The organism is Pseudoflavonifractor phocaeensis (assembly GCF_021531375.1).
GTDB lineage: Bacteria > Bacillota > Clostridia > Oscillospirales > Oscillospiraceae > Lawsonibacter > Lawsonibacter phocaeensis_B.
In genome coordinates, this window is sequence record NZ_JADYTU010000008.1 from 1 (window position 1) to 15994 (window position 15994).

Below are 15994 nucleotides of genomic sequence, written 5' to 3' on the forward strand. Positions count from 1 at the left end.
CCAAAAGGGGGAGGGATAAGCCCCCGCCCTACCAAGCCCTCACCCTACATGAAACGATAAACTAAAATTTATCGGTCAAACAGAAAGGATTTCGCCAGGGCCAGCGGCTCCCGGACATACATTTTCAGCCGGGATGGGATATGGCTGGTGGGCGCGGCCAGGGTGGACAGAGTACAGTCACCCTCCCAGACCCGGCCAAACAGCATCCGGACCCGGGTCAGGTGAAACCCGTTGGACACCACCAGCACCTGTCCCATTTGGTCTTCATAGCCTGTCTCTTTCAACAGCTCAAAGGTGCAGGCCAAGTTTTGGAAGGTATTGTGGGACTCTTCCTCCAGAAGGAGCTGCTCCGCCGAGACGCCCTGCTCCATCAGGTAATCAGCCATGGCCCTGGCTTCGGTGGAGGGCTCGTCGGGCCCCTGGCCTCCGGAGACCACGATTAGGATGTCCGGGTGGTCCTCCCAATAGTCCAGAGCCTCGTTCAGCCGGTCCTGAAGCAGGATGGAAGGTCCCCAGGGCTTCACCTGACAGCCCAGGACGATCATGATCTGAGGATCGCCGCTGACATGGTCCCGTGCCCCGGACATGACCGCCACAAAGAGGGCGCCGAAGGCCAAGACCCCCGCCAGCACCAGGGCGATCAGACCCTTGATCCAGCCGCGATACCGGCGTCCCTTGTAGCTGGCTACCTCGATCTTGGTTTTCATCCTCTCGCCTCCTCCAGTTGGGCGGACAGGGACTCCCAGGTCCCGTAAAGCTTTAAGATCTCCTCCTCCAGGGCCTCCCGCTGCTCATACAGCTCCTGGAGCTTCAGATAGTCGGAGGCAGCCTCCTCGATTTGGAGGGACAGGTCGTACATCTGCTCCTCCGCCTTGGCCACCGCCCGCTCAGCGGCGTTGACCTGCTTTTCCAGCTCCTTGGTGCCCCCGGGGCGCTTGGGCTTCTCCTTCTTCGGTTCCTGGGCAGCCGTCTCCTTGACCGGAGCGGCGGCCAGCTGCTTCTGCCGCTGCTTGGCCGCTTGGTACTCCTGGTAAGTGCCCTTGAAGTCGGTGATATGGCCGTCCTCCAGCATCCAGATCCGGGTGGCGAACCGGTCGATGAAGTACCGGTCATGGGAGACGAAGAGAAGATTTCCCTCGTACTCCTCCACCGCCTCCTCGATCCACTCCCGGCTCTGGATATCCAGATGGTTGGTGGGCTCGTCCAGGATCAGCAGGTTGATCTTGGAGTCCATGAGCATACACAGCCGCAGCCGGGACTGCTCGCCGCCGGACAGGGCGGAGACAGGCTTGAACACGTCCTCCCCCCGGAATTTAAAGGAGGCCAGCCGGTTCCGCGCGGTCTGTGGGGTGCAGTCCAGAGCATAGAGCATGGTGTCCACCAGATTGCGCTCCGGGTGGTCGAAATGGATGATCTGGGGCAGGTAGCCGATACGCACCGTGGGGCCCAGCCTCAGCTTGCCCCCGTCGGCGGACTCCTCTCCCATGAGGATCTTGATGAGGGTGGACTTGCCGGTTCCGTTGTCCCCCAGCAGGGCGATGCGCTCGCCCCCCTCCACCTCCAGGTTCACCCCGGAGAACAGGGTGCGGTCCCCAAAGGACTTTTCCAGGTTCTTGACGGTGAGCACCTCGTCTCCCCGGAACTCCCGCTCTCCAAAGCGCACCTCCATCTTCCGCTCCCTGGTGGGACGGTCGGTGGTACGCATCCGCTCGATGCGCTTTTCCATGGACTTGGCCCGGCGGAAGGTCTTGTCCATGCCGGAGTAGGCCCAGGTCCGCAGCTGCTCCACGGATTTTTCCAGCTGCTCGATCTTGGCCTGCTCCTTTTCGTACTGTTTCAGCTTCTCCTCATACCGCCGCTCCTTCTCCACGGCGTAGAACGAGTAGTTGCCGGCATAGAACTCCGCCCTGCCATTCTGGATCTCGATGACCCGGCCCACCACCTTATCCAGGAAATAGCGGTCATGGGAGACGGTGAGGACGGTGCCCTTGAACTTTTCCAGATACTCCTCCAACCACTCGGTGGCCCGCAGGTCCAGGTGGTTGGTGGGCTCGTCCAGCAGGAGAATGTCGGTGTCCTCCAGGATGAGACGGCCCAGGTTCACCCGGGTCTTCTCGCCGCCGGACAGCTTGTCAAAGGGACGCTGCCGCATTTCCTGGGAAATGGACAGGCCGTTGCACACTTTGTTTTTGTTGGTATCGGTCTCATAACCGCCCCCGGTCTGAAAGGCGGCGGCCAGTTTGTCGTATCGGGCCATGAGGGCGGGTTCCTCCCCCATCCGCTCCGCCAGACAGCCCATCTCCTCCTCCATCACCCGCAGGGGGGTAAAGGCGGTGTCCAGCACGTCCTCCACCGTGTAACCTTCGGGGTACACGGGGATCTGAGAGATCAGCCCCAGCCGTTTGCCCGGGGCGATGACCACCTCTCCTTCGTCATAGTCCATGACGCCGGTGAGGATGCGAAGCAGGGTGGTCTTGCCGCAGCCGTTGGGGCCCAGCAATCCCACCCGCTCTCCGGTGTCCACCTGAAAGGTGAGCCCGTCTAAAATTTTGGTTCCAACCTCGAACTCCTTGACCAGGTTGGATACGGAAATGTCGATCATTGCTTGTCTCCCGGTTCTCTGGTGTGATATGATGAAGCGGGACCGGAGGGTCCCACATTCTAAATGAGCTTGATTTGGAGGACGCGCCATGGAAGCGATCCGTTGGGAAAACCATACTTTATATCTGTTGGACCAGACCCGCCTGCCCGCCGAAGAGGACTGGCTGGCGTACACCGACCCCCAGGCGGTGGCACAGGCCATCCGGACCATGGTGGTCCGGGGCGCTCCCGCCATCGGCGTGGCGGCGGCCTACGCCATGGTGCTGGCCGCCCGTCAAAGCGCGGGCCGACCCGATGGCGAAGCCCGCATGGTCCGTGCCAGAGAGCTCCTGGCCGCCAGCCGGCCCACGGCGGTCAACCTGTTCTGGGCTTTGGACCGGATGGAGCGCTGCGGACTGGCCTGCGGCAACGACCCAGGCCGGATGGAGGAAGAGGCCATCGCCATCCACCGGGAGGACGTCCAGATGAACGCCGTCATGGGCCGGGCCGGGGCGGAGCTGGTGCCCGAAGGGGCCCGCATCCTCACCCACTGCAACGCGGGGGCTCTGGCCACCGGGGGCTTCGGCACCGCTCTGGGCGTCATCCGGGCGGCCCACGCCCAGGGCAAGGTTTCCATGGTCTACGCCGACGAGACCCGTCCCCTGCTCCAGGGCGCCCGGCTCACCGCCTACGAGCTGGTCCAGGACCGCATCCCGGTGACGCTCATCTGCGATGACATGGCCGGCGCTCTCATGGCCCAGGGCAAGGTGGACCTGGTGGTGGTGGGCTGCGACCGGATGGCCGCTAACGGGGACTTCGCCAACAAGATCGGCACTTACGCTCTGGCGGTGCTGGCCCGCTACCACAATATTCCCTTTTACACCGCCCTGCCTTCCTCCACCATCGACATGGCCATTCCGGACGGCAGCCACATCCCGGTGGAACAGCGGGACGGCGGGGAAGTCCTTGGCTTCGGCGGGGTCCGGACCGGCCCGCTGGGGGCCCAGACCTGGAACCCGGCCTTCGACGTGACACCCCACCAACTGCTCTCCGGCATCATCACCGAGCGGGGCGTGCTACGCCCGCCTTTTGCCGCCGGTCTGTCAAACTGTTTTCAAGATCTGTAAAGCAATTTTAGTTTTCACTTTTTCAGGCAGCTGCCGCGGAAATTCCATATCGGTGCGCAGGGTGTGGCCTCCGGTCACACCCTAATTATTATGCCTCCTGGGTGTGCTCCACAAGGTAGGCGGTCAGCTCCTCCAGCTTCATGCCCCGTGAGGCCTTCACCAGGATGGTGCTGTCCGGCTTGATGATCCGGTCCAGAACTGCCTTGGCGGCCTCTTTGTCGGCGCAGTGGCATACCATGGGGACGCCGGCATCCCGGGCGCCCTGGGCCATATGCTCCGACATCTCGCCCACAGCCACCAGACAGTTGATCCCGGCCTTGCCCAGATACTCGCCCACGCCGCTGTGGAGGGCGGGGGCAAAGGGCCCCAGCTCCAGCATGTCGCCCAGCACCGCCGCTTTCCATGCGCTGTGGCTGTCGGCCAGTACGCTGACCGCCGCCCGCATGGACTGGGGGTTGGCGTTATAGGTGTCGTCCAGAATGGTGACGCCTCCGCCCCGGCGGAGGATATTCATCCGCATCCGGGTTGGGACGAAGCGGGTCAGACCCTGTTCAATCTGGTCGGGGGTAAGGCCGAACCGCTCTCCCACCGCTGCGGCGATGAGCGTGGGATAGATCATGTGCTCCCCCAGGGCGGGGATTTTCACGTCCCGGTCCATGTGGGGGGTGGTCAGGCGGCAGTGAATGTGGCTCACGCCGTCACCGCCCGTGACCTGGGCCCGGTACTCCAACCCCTCATCCCGGCCGCAGAACACCGTCTCCACCGGCGTGTTTCCCCGGAGGGTGGACAGCATGGGGTCGTCTCCGTTGAGGACCAGCAGGCCGTCCCCCTTGATGTGGGGCAGCAGCTCACACTTGGCCTTGAAGATATTCTCCCGGCTTCCCAGCCGCTCGATATGGGCGTCTCCGATGTTGGTGATGACGCCCACGTCGGGCTTCACCGTGCCGGCCAGGTAGTCGATCTCCCCAAACCGGTCCATCCCCATCTCCAGGACGGCGATCTCATAGCTGCGGTCCAGCCGCAGCAGGGTCAGGGGCAGACCTACGTTGTTGTTGAAGTTGCCCTCGGTCTTGAGCACCTTGTACTTGGTGCCCAGGACGGCGGCGATCATGTCCTTGGCCGTGGTCTTGCCCACGCTGCCGGTGACCGCCACAAAGGGGATCTGGAACCGCTCCTTGTACCAGGCCGCCAGATCCCGCAGGGCCCGCTGGGTGTTGCCCACCTTCACATAGAATTTGTCCGGGCGGTAGCTCTCCCGCTCCCGGGCGGTGAGGCAGCCCACGGCTCCCCCCTCCAGGGCGGAGTTGATATAGGCGTGGCCGTCAAAGCGCTCGCCCACCAGGGGGATGAACAGGGCCCCCTCATGGATGTTGCGGCTGTCGGTATCCACCCGCAAAATGGGGGTCTCCAGGTCAGTATCGTTGCCCAGCAGTTTTCCGTTGACCGCCGTCAGCAGCTGGGCCAGTGTGATGGTCTCCATGGACTTAAAGTCCTCCCTTCCGGGCTTCCAAAGATTTCCGGATAATAATTTCACACAAAGTACCGTAGTCGATGCCCACGGCTGCCGCTTCCTGGGGGACCAGACTGGTGGGGGTCATGCCGGGCAGAGTGTTGATCTCCAGGAAATAGGGGGTTCCGTCTTCGGTGACGATGAAGTCGGCCCGGGCATAGACCGCCAGCCCGATGGTCTGGAACACAGCCAAAGCGGCCTGTCCCAGCCGCTCTTCCCACCCCGCCGGGATCTCCGCCGGGCACACCTCCAGGGCGGCGCCGGGCTGGTACTTGTTCTCGTAGTCGTAAAAGCCCTCCTTGGGGATGATCTCGATGGAGGGCAGCGCCTTGCCGTCCAGGACAGCCACCTGGATCTCCCGGCCCTCGATGTACTGCTCCAGCACGGTGCGTCCCCCCAGCTGGATACTCTCGGCCAGGGCGCGGCGCAGTTCTTCCCGGGTGCGGGCGATGTAGACGCCGATGGAGGATCCGCTGGCGATGGGCTTCACCACCACGGGCAGCTCCGTCCGCTCCGTCAGCTCCTCCAGGTCCTCCGGGGTGACGGTCACCGTCTCCCACCGGGGCGTGGTCACCTGGTCCGCCACCAGGCGTTTGGTCAGGTCCTTATCCATGGCGATGGCGGAGCCCAGACAGCCCGAGCCGGTATAAGGCACGCCCAGCAGATCCAGCGCGGCCTGGATACGGCCGTCCTCGCCGCAGGTCCCGTGGAGAGCCAGATAGGCCACGTCGGCGCTCTGGCACAGCTCCAGCACCCCGGGGCCGATGGCCGAGGGGCTTTGATCCTTCCGGCTGGCCCGGACCTGGGCCAAGTCGGGGGCCTGACGGCTCACCCGCTTAAAGGAGTCGGGAATCGGCGCGTCATAGAGCTCCTCCGGAGCGCCCTCAAAGCCCTCCAGTCCAAAGAACAGATCCACCAGAGCCACCTGGTGCCCCCGGTCCCGCAGAGCCTGACACACCATGGAGCCAGAGGAGAGGGAGACATTTCGCTCCGGGCTGAGTCCTCCGGCCAATACCACGATTTTCATATTGTTACACACCTCATTTGGTCCAATTAGGCATACCTATCACATTTTATACGCTAATCGTATATTTTAGCACAGGATCTGCAAATACTCAAGGAGTCCGGACAATTTTCCTGGACGAAAAAGTTTTGTATATCCGGCGGAAGCCTTCGTTCTGCATTCCACCGGGACGTTCTCCGCTCTTCATTTCTTTACTTTCCGCTGACCTCCCCGGCGCGCCGCAAAAGGGTAAAAAAGTCCTCTGAACCGCGGTTCAGAGGACTTTTTGATGCAAAATTACTTGGTTCCGAAGATACGGTCGCCGGCGTCTCCCAGACCGGGGACGATATAGGCGTGGTCGTTGAGCTTCTCATCCACGGCAGCCACATAGATCTCCACGTCGGGGTGGTCCTTCTGGATGCAGGCGATGCCCTCGGGGGCGGCGATGACATTCATCAGCTTGATATGCTTGCAGCCATAGCCCTTGATGAAGGTGATGGCGGCGGAGGCGGAACCGCCGGTGGCCAGCATGGGATCCAGGATGATGACGTCCCGCTCGGCGATGTCGTTGGGCATCTTGCAGTAGTACTCCACGGGCTGATGGGTCTCAGGGTCCCGGTACAGGCCGATGTGGCCCACCTTGGCGGAGGGGATCAGGTCCAGGATGCCGTCCACCATGCCCAGTCCGGCCCGGAGGATGGGGACAATGGCCAGCTTCTTGCCGGCCAGCTGCTTGAAGGTGCCGGTAGCCACAGGGGTCTTGATCTCCACGTCCTCCAGAGGCAGGTCCCGGGTGGCCTCATAGCACTCCAGAGCGGCGATCTCGGAGATGATCTCACGGAACTCTTTGACGCCGGTGCGCTCGTCCCGGAGGATGGACAGCTTATGCTGAAGCAGAGGGTGGTTCAGAACGTGTACTTTTTCGTTAAACATTTGTATGATCCCCTTCTTTTGTGATTTGTTTCTCCTTTTCCAGGCGCTCCCGTTCCGCCTGAGACAGCCGATGATACACCGGGACCAGATCCCGGCCCTTGACCAGAGCGCCCCGGGCCGCCAGCTCCTCCGCCGCCCGGGCTACGCCCCAGGCGCTCTGCAGGCGCAGATTGGGCGGGGCCAGCTCCAGTTCCATGCCTTGTTCTAACAAAGTATTATAACACAGCTTGGCGCCGTCTCCAACGACTATTTTGGAATTTTCATATTTTTTCAATTCCTCACCCAGCTCCGCCAGGGAAATGGCCCGGTCCGGGGTCAACCGCTCCAGCCCCTCCCCCGTGGCCAAGAAGAGGGCGTTGTACACCTGGTGGCGGCGGGCGTCCATGGCGCAGACGATGAGCTTGCCCTTCTGATGGGCCAGAGGCCAGGCCATAGACTCCAAGGTGGAGCAGGGGGCGCAGTCCTTGTCCCCCGGCCAGGCCAGTCCCTTGGCGGTGGACACTCCGATCCGCAGGCCGGTGAAGGAGCCGGGGCCGGCGGCCACGGCGATCACGTCCACGCCGTCCAGAGTCTGGCCGCTGTTTTTCAGCAGGCTGTCCACCATGGGCAGCAGGGTACGGCTGTGGGTCAGGCCGCTGTTCTGCCAGTTTTGGGCCACCAGCTCCCCGTCCCGGGTCAGGGCCGCGGAACAGGCGGTGGCGGAGGATTCCAGAGCTAAGATCATCATGGTAGCATCACACGTTCCTTCTATGGATTTTCAAGGGCGGCAGGGTCTACTGCCGGCGGTACCAATGGAGGTCGAAGCCGATCTCCGTGTCCAGCCGCTTCAGCGCCCGCAGCCGCTCCACACCTTCTTTGGGAGTCTTCCAGGCGTAAGGGGTCATACCGAACAGGGCCATGATATCCGCCCCGTCCTCCAGACAGATCCGGCCCCGCACCTGCTCCGCCCCCTGCCACCGGAAGCCGGGATAGTCCTCCCGTTTGACCGGGTTCTCATAGGGCTGGGGGTACAGGATCTCCTTCATCTCCCACAGGTGCCGCGGGGCGGGCACCACATAGCAGTACAGTCCACCGGGCTTCAGCACCCGGGCAAATTCCTCCGCCGCCAGGGGCGAGAACACATTGGTCAGCACGTCCACGCTCCCGTCCGCCGCCGGCAGGCGGTAGACCGAGGCCACGGCAAACTCCCCCTGGGGCAGCCGCTTGGCCGCCCGGCGCAGCGCGAACTTGGACAGGTCCACCCCGGCCGCCCGGGGCTCTTTTCCCGCCTTGGCCAGCGCCTGGAACAGCCCTGCGGTGTAGTAGCCCTCGCCGCAGCCGCTGTCCAGCAGTACCGGGCTGGGCTCCTCCCCCGACTCCCGGACCACCAGGGCGCACAGGGCGTCCCGCAGAGGGGCGTAGTATCCCTTCTCCAGAAAAGCGGACCGGGCCGCCACCATCTCCTTGTCATCCCCCGGATTTTTGGAGTGCTTCCGGTTGGCGGGCAGCAAATTGGTATACCCGGCGGCGGCAATATCAAAGCAGTGGCCGGCGGGGCAGCGGTATTGACGCTCCTCCCGCTCCAGGGGACCGGAGCACAGGGGGCAGCAAAACAGGCTTTCCAAGGGCTTCACCTCTCATTTCTCCGGCAAAAGGGGCTCAATTCACCAAGCCGCCACAGTGCCGTCGCACCGGGGCTCGGTCCCCCCTGCCAGCAGGCCGTTGTCCGTCCGCCAGATGATCTGGCCCCGGCCCATGGAGATGTTGGTATTCAAAACCTCCACCTCATGGCCCATCTCCGCCAGCTTTTTCCCCACATGGGCGGGGACCTCCCGTTCCAGCTGGATGTGCTTTCCGCCCACCCACTGCATCCGGGGGGCGTCCAGGCACTCCTGGGGGTTCATGTGGTAGTCGATGGTGTTCACCGCCACCAGCACATGGCCCTGGGGCTGCATGAAGGCCCCCATGACCCCAAAGGGGCCCACTGCCTCCCCGTCCTTCAGCATGAAGCCGGGGATGATGGTGTGGTAGGACCGCTTGCCCCCCGCCAGACAGTTGTCGCTGTCTGGGTCCAGGGAGAAGTTGGCGCCCCGGTTCTGGAGGGAGATGCCGGTGCCGGGGACGGCCACGCCGGCGCCGAAGGTGGTGTAGTTGCTCTGGATGAAGGACACCATGTTGCCCTGAGGGTCGGCGGTGCACAGGTAGATGGTGCCGCCGCAGGAGGGGTCCCCTGCCTCGGGCGTCAGGGCCTCGCCGGTAATGAGGGCCCGGCGGCGGGCGGCGTATTCCTCAGACAGCATGTCCTCCACGGAGGTCTTCATGTAACGGGGGTCCGCCACATAGGTCTTGGTGTCGGCAAAGGCCAACTTGATGGCCTCCAGGATCTTGTGGTAGGTGTCGGCGCAGTCCTTCTCAGCGGGCAGTTCCAGCCCCTTCAGGATGTTCAGGGCCATAAGGACGGTGATGCCGTGGCCGTTGGGCGGGAGCTCGCAGACGGTATAGCCCTTGTAGTCAGCGGTGATGGGTTCCACCCACTCCGGACGGTAGTTCCGGAAGTCGTCCTCGGAGAAATAGCCCCCGGTCTCCCGGCTGAATGCGACGATCTTCTCCATCAGCGTCCCGCGGTAATAGCTCTCGCAGCCGGTGGCCGCCAGTTCCTCCAGGGTGTCGGCGTACTCCTCCCAGCGGAACAGGTCCCCCGCCCGGTAGGGGGAGCCGTCCTCTTTCATAAAGGACTTCCACCAGCAGGCGTGGGGGGCCGGGTCCCGCTCCATGGCGGCGGCGATGCGCTTGGCGTCCTCCACCCACTGGGGCTCCACGTTCACGGGGACGGGGCAGCCCTCCCGGGCGTAGGAGGCGGCGGGAGCGAAGAGCTCCGTCAAGGGCTTCGTGCCGAACCTGCGGTTCAGCTCCGCCCAGCCGGCGGGTGCTCCGGGGACCATGGCGGGCAGCCAGCCCTCCTCAGGCATCCGCGTATATCCCAGACTCCGCACCTTTTCGGCGCTGAGGGCCATGGGGGCCACGCCGCTGGCGTTGAGTCCGTACAGCTTTTTCTCCTTCTCCACCCAGACCAGGGCGAAACAGTCGGAGCCCAGGCCGTTGCCCGTGGGCTCCAACAGGGGCATGGCGGCGGCCATGGCCACGGCGGCGTCCACGGCGTTGCCGCCGGCCTTCATCACATCCAGTCCGATCTGGGCCCCCAGAGGCACCGAGGTACAGGCCATGGCCCGGCGGGCATAGATCACGTTCCGGCGGGAGGGGTAGGCATATTTCTGCGGGTCGAACTGCGGCATGGGCGCACGCTCCTTTTTCCTGTTTGTTCTTATGGTCCGGCTGTCTTTCTAAACGCGTACCGCGTCAAAGGACGGCGCGGTATGTCCAGCAGACAATATTATACTAAAATTCATCCTCTTTGAACAGCGGGAGAGAAAATTATTTTCCCGGCACACGCCAAGGCAAGGAAAGACCACCGGACAAAGGACCCGGTGGTCTTGTCAGTCATATTTACGCAGGCTTAAAGAACGGGCGCGGCACTCCGCCGGGTTACTTCCCGTGGCGCCGGGCGGCCCGGAAGGTGTTCTCCATGAGCATGGCGCGGGTCACCGGGCCCACGCCGCCGGGCACCGGAGTGATGTACGATACCTTTTCCAGTGCCTCCTCAAAGGCCACGTCGCCGCAGAGCTTTCCCTCCTTGTTCCGGTTCACGGCCACGTCCACCACCACGGCCCCCGGCTTGATCATATCGCCGGTGATGAGGCCCGTGTGGCCGGCGGCGGAGACCAGAATATCCGCCTGACGGCACTCCGCCGCCAGATCGGGCGTCTTGGTGTGGCAGACGGTGACGGTAGCGTCTCCCCACAGCATGAGCATGGCCTGGGGCTTGCCCACGATGTTGGACCGGCCCACCACCACGCAGCGCTTGCCTGTGGGGTCGATCCCGTATTCGGCCAGCAGGCGCATGACCCCCGCGGGGGTGCAGGGCCAAAGGGTCTCCTCCCCCATCACCAGGTAGCCCATATTGGCCGGGTGAACGCAGTCCACGTCCTTGTCCGGCCGGATGGCCAGCTCCACCGCCTTGCCGTCCAGATGCTCCGGCAGGGGGAACTGGACCAGCAGGCCGTCGATATCCTCCCGCTGGTTCAGCATCTCAATCAGGCCCAGCAGCTCCTCCTGGGTGGTCTCCACAGGTAGAACATACTCCTCGCTGTAAATGCCGCACTGGCTGCAGTCCTTCTTCTTTCCGTTCACATAGACCTTTGAGGCGGGATTCTCCCCCACCAGGACCACCGCCAATCCAGGTTTCCGCTCCATTCCTTCCACCTGTTCCCGCACATGGTCCTTGATTTTGGCCGCCAGGGCCTTTCCATCCATGATCACAGCGGCCATGGTCATTCCTCCTTTTTATCATCCTCAGGCGGCCGGTGTTCCTCGTCCGACGGATGTTCGCTTTGTATCTCGTTCTCCCCCTCCGGGGCATCCCCGGCCCCCTCCGCCTGCCGAGCGGCCAGCCGGTACACATACAGCTCCTTTGGATGCCGCAGGCTCCGCCGCCACATCCAGACCAACACGATCCCCGCGGCCAAAGCGGAGACAACGGCCAGCATCTGCGAGGTGCGGATGGGCGTTCCGAAGAGCTCCAGTCCAAAGAAGTACAGGCTGTCGGTCCTCAGCCCCTCGATCCAGGCCCGGCCCAGGCCGTACCAGAAAAAGTAGAACAGGAAGCACTGGCCGTCGAATTTCCGCTTCTTTCCCAGGAAATAGACCATGACCAGGCCGGCCAGGTTCCACAGGGACTCGTACAAAAAGGTGGGATGTACGCCCAGATTGCCGGACAGGATGGCCTGAGCGCCCGCCTCGTCCACATATCCGTGCTCCAGCATGTACTGGGCGATGGAGGGCCCGCACATCCGCCAGGGCAGGGTGGTGACGCCGCCGAAGGCCTCTACGTTCATAAAGTTGCCCCAGCGGCCGATGAGCTGGCCGATGAACAGGCCGTGGACCCCCAGGTCGGCAAAGGCCAGGAAGCTGACCTTCCGCACATGACAGAAGATCAGCAGCACGATGACCGAGGAGAGGATGGCCCCGTAGATGGCCAGGCCGCCGTCACTGTACCGGAAGATAGCCCCCCAGTCCAGGGAGCCGTCCATCCTCCGGTACAGGTCCAGATTGAATACCACATAGTAGGCCCGGATAGCCACCAGGGCGGCGGGGACGGCGAAGAGCATCATGTCGATGATCTGGTCCTCGTTGATGCCGAAGCGGGGCCCCCACTTGATACACAGGAACACCGCCAGCAGCAGGCCGGAGGTGATGATGATGCCGTACCAGTAGATGGGGCGGCCCAAAACGGTGAAGGCCACCCGGTTCAGGGCAAATTCCAGTCCTAAGCCGGGAAAGGAGACCACATTCGTCATGCTTCCTTCCCCCTCTTGGGCGTCACCAGAGACAGGGCGGTCCGCTCCCCGGTGACCCAGTTTTCAATGAGCTTCTCCCCGTCCTCCTTGGTGACGGAGGCGAACAGGTCGGCAAAGCGCAGAAAGTCAAAGCCGGCAAAGAAGGCCTGGGCCTGACCCACGCAGAGGTTTTCAAAGGAGTTGAGGGAACGGACCTTGGCGCCGTAGACGCCCTTCTTCAGCCGCTCCCACAGCTGGGCGTCGATGCCCTCCCGGCCGATGCGGGCGGCCTCGTCGGCCACCGCCTGGCGGACGGCGTAGGGGTCCCGGGACTCGCCCCCGGCGTACAGGAAGGAGCAGCCGGGATAGCTCTCATAGCCGTAGGAGAAGTTCTGGTTGATGAGCCCCTCCCGGTACAGCTTGGCGTACAGGGGGCTGGAGTTGCCCACCAGGGCCTCCATGGCCAACTCGCCCACCAGCTGCTGCTTCAGGCCTCCCTCCCCCTTCTCTGGGACGTCGCCCTTGTAGCCCAGCTGGAAGATGGGGGTAGACACCTCCATGGCGGTCTCGACCACGCTCTGCGCCGCCCGGTCAGGCTCCTTCTCTCCGTAGTCCTTCACGGCGATGGGTCCGGCCTCCTTGGGCAGGATCTCCCGGGCCACGTCGCAGATGTGCTCCGGGTCCACATTGCCTGCCACGCACAGCACCATGTTGGCCGGGTCATAGAAAGCTTTGTGGCAGGCGTACAGGGTATCGGCGGTGATGCGGGAGATGGACTCCACGCTGCCCGCCACGCTGACCCGGATGGGGTGGCTCTTGTACAGGGCGGCCATCAGGTTCATAAAGACCTTCCAGTCGGGGTTGTCCTCGATCATGCCGATCTCCTGGCCAATGATGCCCTGCTCCTTGTCCACGCTCTCCTGGGTGAACCAGGGGATGGAGACGAAGGACAGCAGGATACGGAGGTTCTCCTCAAACTTCTCGGTGGACTCGAAGTAGTAGCCGGTGATGGCGGAGCTGGTAAAGGCGTTGGGGCTGGCCCCGTTGGCCGCCAGTTCCTGGAGGGCATTGCCCTGCTTGGTGTCGAACATCTTATGCTCCAGGTAGTGGGCCACACCGGCCGGGGTCTGGCGCCACTCCCCGTCCAGACAGAAGCGCATGTCCATGCCGCCGTAGTTGGTGGCGAAAAAGGCGTAGCCCTTCCGGAACTCGGGCTTGGGGAACACAAAGACGTTCAGGCCGTTTTCCAGCACCCGGTGGTACATCCGCTCCCCCACCCGGGAAAAATTCACCTGTTCCATGGGTCAGTCCTCCTTTCCCTTCAGGAAGTAGATGGTGTCCAGTTCCAGCTTCCGGGCGGCCTCCATGACCTGCTCCCGGGTCACCGCCTCAAACCGGGCGGCCAGCTCCTCGGCGGTCTCGTCCAGCCCGGCCGCCGCCTGTCCCAGCCAGAATTCCTCCTGGCGGGCCTGGTCGTCCAGCGTGGCCAGATTGCCGCTGATGACGGTACGGCGGGCCCCCTCCAGCTCCCAGTCCTCGATCTTGCCCGACCGGATGTTGTCCAGCTGGGCCAGGATCTCGTCCCGGGCCTGCTGGTACTTGTCAAACTCGATGCCCGAGGACACCAGCACCAGGCCCTTCATCTTCTCCAGCACGGAGCTGGCGTAATAGCACAAAGACAGCTTCTCCCGGACGTTCAGGAACAGCTTGGACAGGGTGGTGCCCCCAAAAATGGCGTTGCACAGCACCAGAGCAGGGTAGTCCTCCTCCCAGCAGGTCAGACCGCCGGTGCGGAAGCCCATGGCCAGCTTGCCCTGGGTCACGTCCATGGCCTCCTCCACCACCCGGGGCTCCGGGCCGGCGGAGATGCGGACCTCGCAGTCCGGGTCCAGCCGGTCCCCGTTCACGGGCAGGCCGGCCAGGGCGGAACGCATGGCCGCCTCCACCCGGTCGGGCTGGGCAGAGCCGCAGTAGTAGACCTCCACGGCGGCCTCCCGCAGCAGCTGCTGATACCGCTGCCACAGGGAAGCGGGGGTAATGGCCTCCACATGGGCCTCGTCCCCCAGCTTGTCCACCCCGAAGGCCTCCTCCCCGCACATGAGCTGGGTCAGCCGGTGGGTGGCGTAGGTCCGCTTGTCGTTGATCTGGCCCCGGATGCGGTCCAGGAGGTTGGCCTTCTCGCCGGCGGTGTAGTCGGGGCTGAACACCCCGTCCTGGGTATAGGGCTTCAGCAGCACCTCGCCCAGCAGGGCGGCGGCGGGTTCCAGGATCTGCTCCCCCTCCAGGGCATAGGCGTCGTCCAGGAAGCTGGCCGCAAAGCCCACGCACTGGGTCTCGCCCTTCTTGCGGACCGCCGGCTCAATGGCTCCGCCGTACAGTCCGTCCAGCGCGGCGGACAGGGACTCCATGTCCGGGTGGACCGCGGTGCCCCGGCGCAAAACCGAGGGGATCAGGGCGTTGGCCCCGGCGGTCTCCGGGTCCAGAGGGGACATCAGCGTGACGGACAGGTAGGCGCTTTTAAATTTATTGGTGTGGACTGCACGCAGCCACACGCCGGGGAACAGCTCCCGGCGCTTCACTTGTGACATAGAATAATGTTCCTTTCTCCGGGGGAATGGCGAGGAAAGTCCTCCCTCGCTGCATACAGAATATGGTTTTGTTATCATACCACGACTGGCCGCCAAAAGTAAAGTGTATTTCCTACGGACCCGCTGGGGAATAACGCCTGATTTTTGTCTGACGCGGGAGAAAATTTTCTCAGAACGGTGGTCTTTTGCCGGAAGATACGATATAATAGGCTAACAAGCCTATATTTTGGAAAGGACGTGTCCCCCCATGATCAGCTGCAAGGATTTCTGGAATATGCGCTCCCAAAACTACGATACCCAGATCGGCCCGTTCTATGAGGAGGCCTATGCCCGGACAGCGGCCAACACCCTGAAGTACCTGAAGCCCCAAGACCGGGTGCTGGATTTCGCCTGCGGCACCGGGATCGTGACCTTTCAGATGGCCCCCCATGTAGCCCAGATCCGGGCCATCGACATCTCCGACGAGATGGTGCGCCATGCCAAGGAAAAGGCCGAAGCCTTGAAGGTCCCCAATGTGGAGATCTCCCAGACCGACCTGTTTGACCCCTGTCTAGAGCCCGGCAGCTTTGACGTGGTCACCGCTTTTAACGTTTTGTGCTATGTGGACAACCCCCGGGAGGTGCTGGCCCGCATCCGCGAGCTGCTGAAGCCGGGCGGCTTGTTCCTCTCCGCCACTGACTGCCTGGGCCAGACCGTCACCAAAGTGGGGATCAAAAAGTTCATCAAGAGCCGCACCGGCTCCATGCCCTATGTGGCCTTTTACCGCATGAAGGGCCTGGAGCAGGCCGTCGCCCAGGCCGGCTTCACCGTGCTGGACCGGGAAAACCTCTTCCCCGCCCCGCCCAACCTGTTTATCGCCGCGAAAAAAGAATAACCGCTCC

At 63.3% G+C, this 15994-nt stretch carries 14 protein-coding genes; 2 read left to right on the forward strand and 12 right to left on the reverse strand.

Translation table 11 applies throughout. From position 1 onward, the window contains the following. Positions 1-68: 68 nt before the first annotated feature. Entirely contained in the window at positions 69-707 is a 639-nt protein-coding gene (locus I6E39_RS04555; protein WP_235380432.1) for a YdcF family protein, read from the reverse strand. Next, complete coding sequence (gene abc-f, locus I6E39_RS04560) at positions 704-2602, reverse strand: ribosomal protection-like ABC-F family protein (RefSeq protein WP_235380434.1); 1899 nt, start codon at positions 2600-2602, stop codon at positions 704-706. The genes I6E39_RS04555 and abc-f overlap by 4 nt, the downstream gene beginning before the upstream one ends. Before the next feature lie 88 nt (positions 2603-2690). Between abc-f and mtnA the strand changes: the two genes are divergently transcribed. Further along, entirely contained in the window at positions 2691-3707 is a 1017-nt protein-coding gene (gene mtnA / locus I6E39_RS04565; protein WP_235380435.1) for an S-methyl-5-thioribose-1-phosphate isomerase, read from the forward strand. 88 nt (positions 3708-3795) lie between these two features. On the opposite strand, the gene I6E39_RS04570 is transcribed toward mtnA, so the two are convergent. From I6E39_RS04570 to yfmF, 10 genes are all read right to left on the reverse strand, one after another. Beyond that, positions 3796-5187, reverse strand: a complete 1392-nt coding sequence (locus tag I6E39_RS04570) for a UDP-N-acetylmuramoyl-tripeptide--D-alanyl-D-alanine ligase (protein WP_235380437.1) — start codon at positions 5185-5187, stop codon at positions 3796-3798. 4 nt (positions 5188-5191) lie between these two features. Then, positions 5192-6244, reverse strand: coding sequence for a D-alanine--D-alanine ligase (locus tag I6E39_RS04575; RefSeq protein ID WP_235380439.1), 1053 nt, complete (start codon positions 6242-6244; stop codon positions 5192-5194). A 273-nt stretch (positions 6245-6517) separates the two neighbouring features. After that, positions 6518-7153, reverse strand: coding sequence for a uracil phosphoribosyltransferase (gene upp / locus I6E39_RS04580; RefSeq protein WP_235380441.1), 636 nt, complete (start codon positions 7151-7153; stop codon positions 6518-6520). Further along, positions 7146-7880 (reverse strand): tRNA (adenosine(37)-N6)-threonylcarbamoyltransferase complex dimerization subunit type 1 TsaB, encoded by a 735-nt coding sequence (gene tsaB, locus I6E39_RS04585; RefSeq protein ID WP_235380443.1) that lies wholly within the window; start codon positions 7878-7880, stop codon positions 7146-7148. The genes upp and tsaB overlap by 8 nt, the downstream gene beginning before the upstream one ends. 46 nt (positions 7881-7926) lie before the next feature. Next, on the reverse strand, positions 7927-8766 hold the full coding sequence (locus I6E39_RS04590) for a putative RNA methyltransferase (protein ID WP_338127113.1): 840 nt from the start codon (positions 8764-8766) through the stop codon (positions 7927-7929). Between the two features lie 30 nt (positions 8767-8796). After that, the gene (locus I6E39_RS04595) at positions 8797-10425 is read right to left on the reverse strand and encodes a gamma-glutamyltransferase family protein (protein WP_235380445.1); all 1629 of its coding nucleotides are present in this window, start codon (positions 10423-10425) and stop codon (positions 8797-8799) included. Positions 10426-10675: 250 nt separating this feature from the next. Continuing rightward, positions 10676-11518, reverse strand: coding sequence for a bifunctional methylenetetrahydrofolate dehydrogenase/methenyltetrahydrofolate cyclohydrolase FolD (gene folD / locus I6E39_RS04600; RefSeq protein WP_235380446.1), 843 nt, complete (start codon positions 11516-11518; stop codon positions 10676-10678). Between the two features lie 2 nt (positions 11519-11520). Then, positions 11521-12546, reverse strand: coding sequence for a prolipoprotein diacylglyceryl transferase (gene lgt, locus I6E39_RS04605; protein ID WP_235380447.1), 1026 nt, complete (start codon positions 12544-12546; stop codon positions 11521-11523). Then, positions 12543-13826 (reverse strand): EF-P 5-aminopentanol modification-associated protein YfmH, encoded by a 1284-nt coding sequence (yfmH, locus tag I6E39_RS04610; RefSeq protein ID WP_235380448.1) that lies wholly within the window; start codon positions 13824-13826, stop codon positions 12543-12545. Before yfmH ends, lgt begins: the two co-directional genes overlap by 4 nt. A 3-nt stretch (positions 13827-13829) precedes the next feature. Further along, on the reverse strand, positions 13830-15113 hold the full coding sequence (gene yfmF, locus I6E39_RS11055) for an EF-P 5-aminopentanol modification-associated protein YfmF (RefSeq protein WP_268842189.1): 1284 nt from the start codon (positions 15111-15113) through the stop codon (positions 13830-13832). 247 nt (positions 15114-15360) lie between these two features. On the opposite strand from yfmF, the gene I6E39_RS04620 reads away from it, so the two are divergent. Further along, positions 15361-15987, forward strand: coding sequence for a class I SAM-dependent methyltransferase (locus I6E39_RS04620; RefSeq protein WP_235380449.1), 627 nt, complete (start codon positions 15361-15363; stop codon positions 15985-15987). The last annotated feature ends 7 nt before the right edge of the window (positions 15988-15994 follow it).

Excerpts from the sequence above, each read along its gene's own strand:
- folD (WP_235380446.1), bottom strand. The coding sequence starts at position 11,518 with ATGGCCGCTGTGATCATGGATGGAAAGGCCCTGGCGGCCAAAATCAAG.
- I6E39_RS04570 (WP_235380437.1), bottom strand. The coding sequence starts at position 5,187 with ATGGAGACCATCACACTGGCCCAGCTGCTGACGGCGGTCAACGGAAAA.
- mtnA (WP_235380435.1), top strand. The coding sequence starts at position 2,691 with ATGGAAGCGATCCGTTGGGAAAACCATACTTTATATCTGTTGGACCAG.
- yfmH (WP_235380448.1), bottom strand. The coding sequence starts at position 13,826 with ATGGAACAGGTGAATTTTTCCCGGGTGGGGGAGCGGATGTACCACCGG.
- abc-f (WP_235380434.1), bottom strand. The coding sequence starts at position 2,602 with ATGATCGACATTTCCGTATCCAACCTGGTCAAGGAGTTCGAGGTTGGA.
- I6E39_RS04620 (WP_235380449.1), top strand. The coding sequence starts at position 15,361 with ATGATCAGCTGCAAGGATTTCTGGAATATGCGCTCCCAAAACTACGAT.
- tsaB (WP_235380443.1), bottom strand. The coding sequence starts at position 7,880 with ATGATGATCTTAGCTCTGGAATCCTCCGCCACCGCCTGTTCCGCGGCC.
- upp (WP_235380441.1), bottom strand. The coding sequence starts at position 7,153 with ATGTTTAACGAAAAAGTACACGTTCTGAACCACCCTCTGCTTCAGCAT.
- I6E39_RS04595 (WP_235380445.1), bottom strand. The coding sequence starts at position 10,425 with ATGCCGCAGTTCGACCCGCAGAAATATGCCTACCCCTCCCGCCGGAAC.
- lgt (WP_235380447.1), bottom strand. The coding sequence starts at position 12,546 with ATGACGAATGTGGTCTCCTTTCCCGGCTTAGGACTGGAATTTGCCCTG.
- I6E39_RS04555 (WP_235380432.1), bottom strand. The coding sequence starts at position 707 with ATGAAAACCAAGATCGAGGTAGCCAGCTACAAGGGACGCCGGTATCGC.
- I6E39_RS04575 (WP_235380439.1), bottom strand. The coding sequence starts at position 6,244 with ATGAAAATCGTGGTATTGGCCGGAGGACTCAGCCCGGAGCGAAATGTC.
- yfmF (WP_268842189.1), bottom strand. The coding sequence starts at position 15,113 with ATGTCACAAGTGAAGCGCCGGGAGCTGTTCCCCGGCGTGTGGCTGCGT.